General features: G+C 63.8%; 9 protein-coding genes and 2 riboswitches. Of the genes, 8 read left to right on the plus strand and 1 reads right to left on the minus strand.

The annotated features are described in order from the left end of the window. The 4 genes from ABZD10_RS11320 to ccoP all read left to right on the plus strand — a co-directional run. A partial coding sequence (locus ABZD10_RS11320; RefSeq protein ID WP_372886590.1) for a cbb3-type cytochrome c oxidase subunit I occupies nucleotides 1–769 on the plus strand: 769 nt, incomplete at its 5' end. Nucleotides 770–783: 14 nt separating this feature from the next. Then, a complete protein-coding gene (ccoO, locus tag ABZD10_RS11325; RefSeq protein ID WP_372886591.1) occupies nucleotides 784–1,512 on the plus strand; it encodes a cytochrome-c oxidase, cbb3-type subunit II in 729 nt (242 codons plus the stop codon). 12 nt (nucleotides 1,513–1,524) lie between these two features. Beyond that, nucleotides 1,525–1,695: a cbb3-type cytochrome c oxidase subunit 3 gene (locus ABZD10_RS11330; protein ID WP_372886592.1), complete on the plus strand. Its 171-nt coding sequence runs from the start codon at nucleotides 1,525–1,527 to the stop codon at nucleotides 1,693–1,695. Nucleotides 1,696–1,707: 12 nt separating this feature from the next. After that, nucleotides 1,708–2,583, plus strand: coding sequence for a cytochrome-c oxidase, cbb3-type subunit III (ccoP, locus tag ABZD10_RS11335; protein ID WP_372886594.1), 876 nt, complete (start codon nucleotides 1,708–1,710; stop codon nucleotides 2,581–2,583). A 110-nt stretch (nucleotides 2,584–2,693) separates the two neighbouring features. On the opposite strand, the gene ABZD10_RS11340 is transcribed toward ccoP, so the two are convergent. Next, entirely contained in the window at nucleotides 2,694–3,260 is a 567-nt protein-coding gene (locus ABZD10_RS11340) for a gamma-glutamylcyclotransferase family protein (protein WP_372886595.1), read from the minus strand. Between the two features lie 108 nt (nucleotides 3,261–3,368). On the opposite strand from ABZD10_RS11340, the gene ABZD10_RS11345 reads away from it, so the two are divergent. The 4 genes from ABZD10_RS11345 to gcvP all read left to right on the plus strand — a co-directional run bounded on the left by ABZD10_RS11345 (nucleotide 3,369) and on the right by gcvP (nucleotide 8,563). Beyond that, nucleotides 3,369–3,860 (plus strand): Rrf2 family transcriptional regulator, encoded by a 492-nt coding sequence (locus tag ABZD10_RS11345; RefSeq protein ID WP_372886597.1) that lies wholly within the window; start codon nucleotides 3,369–3,371, stop codon nucleotides 3,858–3,860. Continuing rightward, nucleotides 3,857–3,944: riboswitch (glycine riboswitch) on the plus strand. (Overlaps the previous gene by 4 nt.) Next, nucleotides 3,945–4,023, plus strand: a riboswitch (glycine riboswitch). It abuts the riboswitch before it with no gap. 82 nt (nucleotides 4,024–4,105) lie between these two features. Beyond that, on the plus strand, nucleotides 4,106–5,230 hold the full coding sequence (gene gcvT / locus ABZD10_RS11350; RefSeq protein WP_372886599.1) for a glycine cleavage system aminomethyltransferase GcvT: 1,125 nt from the start codon (nucleotides 4,106–4,108) through the stop codon (nucleotides 5,228–5,230). A gap of 22 nt (nucleotides 5,231–5,252) precedes the next feature. After that, nucleotides 5,253–5,612 carry a glycine cleavage system protein GcvH gene (gcvH, locus tag ABZD10_RS11355; RefSeq protein WP_372886600.1) on the plus strand — a complete coding sequence of 120 codons (360 nt, stop codon included), beginning with the start codon at nucleotides 5,253–5,255 and terminating at the stop codon, nucleotides 5,610–5,612. Between the two features lie 119 nt (nucleotides 5,613–5,731). Continuing rightward, nucleotides 5,732–8,563, plus strand: a complete 2,832-nt coding sequence (gcvP, locus tag ABZD10_RS11360; RefSeq protein WP_372886601.1) for an aminomethyl-transferring glycine dehydrogenase — start codon at nucleotides 5,732–5,734, stop codon at nucleotides 8,561–8,563. Nucleotides 8,564–8,621: the final 58 nt, after the last annotated feature.

The following is an 8,621-nucleotide window of genomic DNA, read 5'->3' on the forward strand; positions in this document are numbered from 1 at the left end:
ACTGATGTACTACTACATGCCGAAGGCGGCCAACCGGCCGGTCTTCTCCTACCGGCTGTCGATCCTCCACTTCTGGACGCTGGTCTTCATCTACATCTGGGCCGGTCCGCACCACCTGCACTACACCGCGCTGCCTGACTGGGCCTCGACCCTGGGCATGGTGTTCTCGGTGATCCTGTGGATGCCCTCCTGGGGTGGCATGATCAACGGTCTGATGACGCTTTCGGGCGCATGGGACAAGCTGCGCACCGACCCGGTGATCCGGATGATGGTGATCTCGATCGGCTTTTACGGCATGTCGACCTTCGAAGGTCCGATGATGTCGATCCGCGCGGTGAACTCGCTGTCGCATTACACCGACTGGACCATTGGTCACGTGCACTCGGGTGCGCTGGGCTGGAACGGCATGATCACCTTCGGTGCCCTGTACTTCCTGGTTCCGGTCCTGTGGAAGCGCGAGCGCCTCTACAGCCTCAGCCTGGTCTCCTGGCACTTCTGGCTCGCCACCATCGGCATCATTCTCTATGCCGCCTCGATGTGGGTGACCGGCATCATGGAAGGCCTGATGTGGCGTGAAGTCGACGCCAACGGTTTCCTCGTGAACTCGTTCGCCGACACCGTGGGTGCCAAGCAACCGATGAATATTGTGCGTGGTCTGGGCGGTCTGCTGTTCCTCAGCGGTGCGGTCATCATGTGCTACAACCTCTGGATGACTGTGAAAAAATCGCCGGCGAAAGAACCGCTCGCGACCGCAGTCCCGGCTGAATAAGGAGGGTTCGAACAATGGGAATTCTCGACAAACATAAGGTCCTCGAGACCAATGCGACCCTCCTTCTGGTCTTCAGCTTCCTGGTGGTGACCATCGGCGGCATGGTGCAGATCGCACCGCTGTTCTGGCTGGAAAACACCATCGAGGACGTGGAGGGCATGCGCCCCTACACGCCGCTGGAAATGGCCGGCCGCGAGGTCTATCTGCGCGAGGGCTGCTATGTCTGCCACAGCCAGATGATCCGCCCGATGCGCGACGAAGTGGAGCGCTATGGCCACTACTCGCTGGCGGCGGAATCCAAGTACGACCACCCCTTCCAATGGGGTTCGAAGCGGACGGGTCCCGACCTGGCCCGTGTCGGCGGTCGCTATTCGGATGACTGGCACGTGGACCACCTGCGCGACCCGCAGGCGGTGGTTCCGGAATCGATCATGCCGAAATACGGCTTCCTCGAGAAGAAGATCATCGACGGGAAGTACATCGGTGACATCATGGCGACCAATGCCATCGTCGGTGTGCCCTATACCGACGACATGGTCGCCAACGCCCAGGCCGACTTTGCCGCCCAGGCGGATCCGGACAGCGACTATGACGGGCTGCTCGAGCGTTACGGAGACAACGTCAACGTGCGCAACTTCGATGGCCAGCCGGGCATTTCGGAAGCGGATGCTCTGATCGCCTATCTTCAGATGTTGGGTACTCTGGTCGATTTCTCGACTTTCACGCCTGACGCGTCTCGCTAGGGGGAAGGGGACATGGAAACCTATTCCCTACTGCGAGAGTTTGCCGACAGCTGGATATTGCTGTGCCTGTTCCTGTTCTTCGTGGGCATCATCGTCTGGGTGTTCCGCCCGGGCGCCACGAAGGAATACCGCGACACGGCCGATATTCCGTTCCGGCACCAAGACAAACCCGCCACGGACTGAGGAGGCGAGGACATGAGTACCGAAAACAAGAAGAAGAACGCCCAGGGGTTTGAGACCACGGGCCATTCCTGGGACGGCATCGAGGAGTGGAACAACCCGCTGCCGCGCTGGTGGGTCTGGGTCTTTTACGCCACGATCGTCTGGGGTATCGGCTATACCATCGCCTACCCGGCCTGGCCGGGGATCAAGGGGGCCACGGCAGGCATGCTGGGCTTTTCGACCCGCGGTGAAGTCGCGGCCGAGATCGACCGTTTCGCCGTTGCGAACGCGCCGAACAACGCCAAGCTGGAAGCCACGGACCTGGCCGGGATCAAGGCTGATGCCGAGCTGAGCGGCTATGCGACCTCGGCCGGTGCCGCGGTGTTCAAGACCTGGTGCGCCCAGTGTCACGGCTCGGGGGCTGCCGGTGCGGTGGGCTATCCGAACCTTCTGGACAACGACTGGCTGTGGGGTGGCGACATCGAGTCGATCCATGCCACGGTGAGCGTTGGTATCCGTCAGCAGGCCGATGCGGATGGCGATTACCTTCGCCAGTCCGAGATGACCGCCTTTGGCGAGATGCTGGAGGCCGAGGAGGTCGACGCGGTCGTCAACTATGTGATGTCGCTTTCGGGCGACGCACAGGATGCGTCCAAGGTTGCGGCCGGTGCGGCGGTTTTCGAAGAGAACTGCACCTCCTGCCACGGCGAGGACGGCAGCGGAGACCGCTCTCAGGGGGCACCGAACCTGACGGATGCGATCTGGCTTTACGGTGGCGATTACGCGACCGTCTCGGAGACCGTCAACAACGGGCGCAAAGGCGCGATGCCGGCATGGCAGGACCGTCTGAGCGAAGCACAGATCCGCGCGGTGTCGGTCTACGTGCACCAGCTTGGTGGCGGCGAGTAAACAGATCCGGGCCGGGGCGGCATGCCGCCCCCGCTCTCTGCGCCGGCGGTTCGGTCTCGTTCGAGGCCCGGCCCGCCGGCGTTTTCCGTTCGGCGGGCAGGCCGGGGGGCTCAGGCGGTGATCGGTACCACGCCAAGGCGCTTCAGGTGATCGTCGACAAGGCCCCGTTCCTCGGGCGACAGCCGCTGATGCCTTGGGTAGACGGGCGCCGCGCGATCGTCGAGCACCGGCGCCGACCAGCCCGAGGTGCTGTCGAAGAACCGGGCGACGCCGGGTTCGCCGAATTCCTTCAGATAGCCCTGAACCACCACATCGACATAGCTCAGCAGCACCGGGTGTTCGCGGTCGGGGCGTCCGTGCTTGCCATCGGGCACCGTGTAGACCGCCACCGAGACCGGCCCGGGCAACGGGTGGGACACCTGATCGCAGACCGCGACCCGCTCATAGGCGCGCTCGCGATGATCCAGCGCGCGCCAGTCGTTGCCGGGGACATGGGCGATCAGCCCGTCGATCTCGCAGCTGCTGTCGGGAATCGCGGTCAGATAGGCCACAGGGCGCAGATCCGTATGGCGCCAGATGCGCCGCCAGCCCCCGAGTCGCGCCCGATGGGCCCCGCCGTAGGCGTGGGTTTCGCGGTTGACCAGGCTGCCGTAGCCAAAGAAATATGGGGGCTTCATGCCTCTTCTGAGCAAAAGCATTGATTAAAGTCAACGTGGACCGGTACAATTGGCGGGCAAGCCCGCAATTGCCAGCACATGTTTTCAGCGTCAGTATCAGGAGTTCCCGTGCGGATAACCAAAAGAACCAATATTGCCATAAGGGTGTTGATGTACTGCACAGCGCATCGGGACCGGCTTGTGACCAAGGCCGAGATCGCGGAAGTCTGCAAAGCCTCGGAAAACCATCTTGCGCAGGTCATCAACCAATTGGCACAGCTGGGGGTGATCAACACCCAGCGCGGGCGCAACGGCGGGCTCGAGCTGGCGCGCGCGCCCGAGGATATCGAGATCGGCTCGATTTTTCGCGCCATGGAGATCCCGGCGCCCGATGCCGAGTGTTTCGCCGATGCCGACAATTCCTGCCCTCTGATCGCTGCCTGCCGGCTGCGCGACGCGCTGCAGGATGCGCTCGAGGCGTTCTACAGCCGCCTCGACATGGTGACGCTGGAAGCCCTTGTCTGCGACAACCCGGAATTGACGAAAATTCTGTCCCCCGAGGAATGTGACCGCGCCAAGAGGCTTGCCAGGAAAAAGTCTGTACACTACGGTATGCGCTAAGCGAGTCGGGAGAACCGGAACAATCCGGTGCCGAAGGAGCAACCGCCCCGGAAACTCTCAGGCCTAAGGGACCGACCCGCCGTAAGAAGGAACTCTGGAGAGAGGCGCGTCACGCGTCCGCCGAAGGGATAACGATCTCAGGCCAAAGGACAGAGGGGGCATCGCCTGCACGGGCATATCCGTGCGACCGTGTGATGCCGGATGCTTCCCAGAATGGACCGCTCCGGAAACTGAGGAGCGACGATATGGCCGAGCTTTTGCGCACGCCACTGTTTGACCTGCATGCCGAACTGGGTGCAAGGATGGTGCCCTTTGCCGGCTATGAGATGCCGGTGCAATACCCCGCCGGGGTGATGAAGGAACACCTGCACTGCCGCGCGGCGGCCGGCCTGTTCGATGTCAGCCACATGGGCCAGGTGATCCTGCGCGGCGCCAGCTACGCGGCGGTGGCGCGGGCCTTCGAGACCCTGGTGCCGATGGATGTGCTGGGGCTGCCCGAGGGGCGGCAGCGCTATGGGCTGTTCACCAATGAAGCCGGCGGCATCGAGGATGACCTGATGTTCGCCAATCGCGGCGACCATCTTTTCGTGGTCGTCAACGCGGCCTGCAAGGAGGCCGACATCGCGCGCATGAAAGCGGCGCTGGAACCGGCGGTGACGGTCGAGGTGATCGCCGACCGGGCGCTGGTGGCATTGCAGGGTCCGGCGGCCGAGACCGCGTTGGCGCGGCTTGCGCCCGGCGTCGCCGGCATGGGCTTCATGGATGTCGCCACGGTCGAGCTGATGGGGGGCGAGGCCTGGGTGTCGCGCTCGGGCTATACCGGCGAGGACGGCTATGAGATCTCGCTGCCGGCGCCGGCCGCCGAGGCCCTGTGCCGGGCGCTTCTCGAGATGGACGAAGTGGAGCCGATCGGCCTCGGGGCCCGCGACAGCCTGCGGCTGGAGGCCGGGCTGTGCCTTTATGGCAGCGACATCGACGCCGGCACTTCGCCCGTCGAGGCGGGGCTGAGCTGGGCGATCCAGAAATTGCGCCGCGCCGGCGGGGACCGCGAGGGCGGCTTTCCCGGCGCCGCGCGGGTGCTGGGCGACCTGGCCGATGGCGTGTCGCGCAAGCGTGTCGGCCTGGTGCCCGAAGGGCGGGCCCCGATGCGGGCGCATACGCAGATCTATGCGGTTGCCGAAGGGGGCGAACCGGTGGGCGAAGTGACTTCGGGCGGCTTTGGGCCAAGCATTGAGGGCCCGGTTGCCATGGGCTATGTGGGCGCCGATCATGCCGCTGTCGGGACCGATCTTTTTGGCGAGGTGCGGGGCAAGCGATTGCCTTTGAAAGTGGCGAAAATGCCGCTGGTACCTGCCAATTTCAAACGCTGAACAACTCTGGGAGATCCAAGCAATGAAATTCACCGAAGAACATGAATGGCTGCGCGTCGAAGACGACGTGGTGGTGGTCGGCATCACCGCCCATGCCTCTGAGCAACTGGGCGACGTGGTGTTCGTCGAACTGCCCGAACCGGGCACCGAGGTGGCCAAGGACGACGAGATCTGCGTCATTGAATCGGTCAAGGCGGCCTCGGACATCCTGGCCCCGATCGATGGCGAGATCACCGAGGTCAACGAGGCGCTGGTTGCCGACCCGGGCAAGGTCAACGAGGATCCGACCGGCGATGCCTGGTTCTTCAAGATCAAACCCGCCGATGCCTCGCAGATGGACGATTACATGGACGAAGCGGCCTATAACGACTTTATCGGCTGAGCCGGGAAAAGGGTCGCCAAGGCGACCCTTTGACTTGAGTATTTTTGCGAGATGAAGCCCTTGGGGGCGGGGTGCGACCGAAATGGCGCGCCAGAGAAACCCTGTTGTTGGAGAATGAGATGCCGTTCACGCCGACTGAATACCTGCCATATGATTTTGCCAACCGGCGCCATATCGGCCCTTCTCCAGAGGAGATGGCCGAGATGTTGCAGGTGGTGAGCGCCCCGGATCTGGATGCGCTGATCGACGACACCCTGCCGCCCAGCATCCGCCAGAAGGCGCCGCTGAATTTCGGCAAGCCGCTGTCCGAGCGCGAACTGCTGCATTACATGCGCGTCACGGCGGGCAAGAACCGGGTGCTGACCTCGCTGATCGGGCAGGGATATCATGGCACGGTGACGCCTCCGGCGATCCAGCGCAACATTCTGGAAAACCCCGCCTGGTACACCGCCTATACCCCCTATCAGCCGGAAATCTCGCAGGGGCGGCTCGAGGCGCTGCTGAACTTCCAGACCATGGTGTCGGATCTGACCGGGCTCGAGATCGCCAATGCTTCGCTGCTGGACGAGGCCACCGCCTGCGCCGAGGCGATGACCATGGCGCAAAGGGTGGCGAAATCGAAGGCCAAGGCGTTTTTCGTCGACCGCGACTGCCATCCGCAGAACATCGAGGTCATCAAGACCCGCGCCAAGCCGCTGGGCATCGAGGTGATCGTCGGCAATCCCGACAAGATGGACGCCAGCGCCGTATTTGGCGCTTTGTTCCAGTATCCCGGCACCTATGGCCATGTGCGCGATTTCACCGACCACATCGCCGCATTGCATGAAAACAAGGCGATCGGCGTGGTCTCGGCCGATCCGCTGGCGCTGACCCTGCTGAAAGAGCCGGGCGCCATGGGCGCCGATATCGCGGTTGGCAGCACCCAGCGTTTCGGGGTGCCGATCGGCTATGGCGGCCCGCATGCCGCCTATATGGCGACCAAGGATGCCTATAAACGCAACATGCCGGGCCGCATTGTCGGGGTCTCGGTGGATGCGCGCGGCAACAAGGCCTACCGGCTGTCGTTGCAGACCCGCGAGCAGCATATCCGCCGCGAAAAGGCGACGTCCAATGTCTGCACCGCGCAGGCGCTCTTGGCGGTGATGGCCTCGATGTATGCGGTGTTCCACGGACCCAAGGGGCTGAAGGCCATCGCCCAGCGGATCCACCGTAAGACGGTGCGGCTGGCCAAGGTGCTGGAGGAAAACGGGTTCAAGGTCGATCCGCAGGCGTTTTTCGACACCATCACCGTCGATGTCGGCCCGCTGCAGGCCGCGATCATCAAATCGGCCGTGGACGAGAACATCAACCTGCGCAAGGTCGGCGAGCGCCGGGTCGGCATCTCGCTTGACGAGGCCACGCGCCCGGCCAATATCGAGGCGGTGTGGCGTGCCTTTGGCATCCTGCACAAGGATGCGGATTTCGCGCCTGAATACCGGATTCCGGCCAAGATGCACCGCAAGAGCGATTTCCTCACCCACCCGATCTTCCACATGAACCGGGCCGAGACCGAGATGATGCGCTATATGCGCCGCCTCAGCGATCGCGACCTGGCGCTGGACCGGGCGATGATCCCGCTGGGGTCCTGCACCATGAAGCTGAATTCGGCGGCCGAGATGATGCCGCTGAGCTGGCGCGAATTTGCCCGGCTGCACCCGTTCTGCCCCACCGATCAGGCCGAGGGCTATCACGTGATGCTGCGCGACCTGACGGCGAAACTGTGCCAGATCACCGGCTATGACGATTTCTCGATGATGCCCAACTCGGGCGCGCAGGGCGAATATGCCGGGCTGCTGACCATCGCCGACTATCACGAGGCGCGCGGCGAGGGGCACCGCAAGGTCTGCCTCATCCCGATGAGCGCCCATGGCACCAACCCGGCCTCGGCGCAGATGGTGGGCTGGAAGGTGGTGCCGGTGAAATCGGCCGAGAACGGCGATATCGACCTCGAGGATTTCCGCGCCAAGGCCGAGAAACATGCCGCCGACCTCGCGGGCTGCATGATCACCTATCCGTCGACCCATGGGGTGTTCGAGGAGACCGTGATCGAGGTCTGCAAGATCACCCATGAGCATGGCGGCCAGGTCTATATCGACGGCGCCAACATGAACGCCATGGTCGGCCTGTCGCGGCCGGGCGATCTGGGGGGCGATGTCAGCCACCTCAACCTGCACAAGACCTTTGCCATCCCGCATGGCGGCGGTGGCCCCGGCATGGGGCCGATCGGCGTCAAGGCGCATCTGGTGCCGCATCTGCCCGAGCAATCGGGCGCGGTCAGCTCGGCGCCCTACGGGTCGGCTTCGATCCTGACCATTTCATGGGCCTATACGCTGCTGATGGGCGGCGAGGGGCTGACCCAGGCGACGCGGGTGGCGATCCTGAACGCGAACTACATCGCGCGCCGTCTCGAGGGCGCCTATGAGGTGCTCTACAAGGGCCCCAGCGGCCGCGTGGCGCATGAATGCATCATCGACACGCGCCCCTTCGAGGAAAGCGCCGGGGTCACGGTGGATGACATCGCCAAGCGGTTGATGGATGCCGGGTTCCACGCGCCGACCATGAGCTGGCCGGTGGCGGGGACGCTGATGATCGAACCCACCGAAAGCGAGACCAAGGCCGAGCTGGACCGGTTCTGCGATGCCATGCTGGCGATCCGCGAAGAAATTCGCGAGATCGAAGAGGGGCGGATGGATGCGGCGAACAACCCGCTGAAGAACGCGCCGCACACGACGCAGGATCTGGTCGGCGAATGGGATCGTCCCTACAGCCGCGAACAGGGCTGTTTCCCGACCGGCTCGTTCCGCGTCGACAAGTATTGGCCGCCGGTCAACCGGGTCGACAATGCCTGGGGCGACCGCAACCTGGTCTGCATCTGCCCGCCGATGGAGGACTACGACGACGCGGCGGAATGACCCCCTCGGCAAAGCGGCGTCGCGCCCCTTGCCGGGCGCGACCTCGTTACACGGTGCT

The organism is Shimia sp. (assembly GCF_041624275.1).
Classification (GTDB): Bacteria; Pseudomonadota; Alphaproteobacteria; order Rhodobacterales; family Rhodobacteraceae; genus Shimia.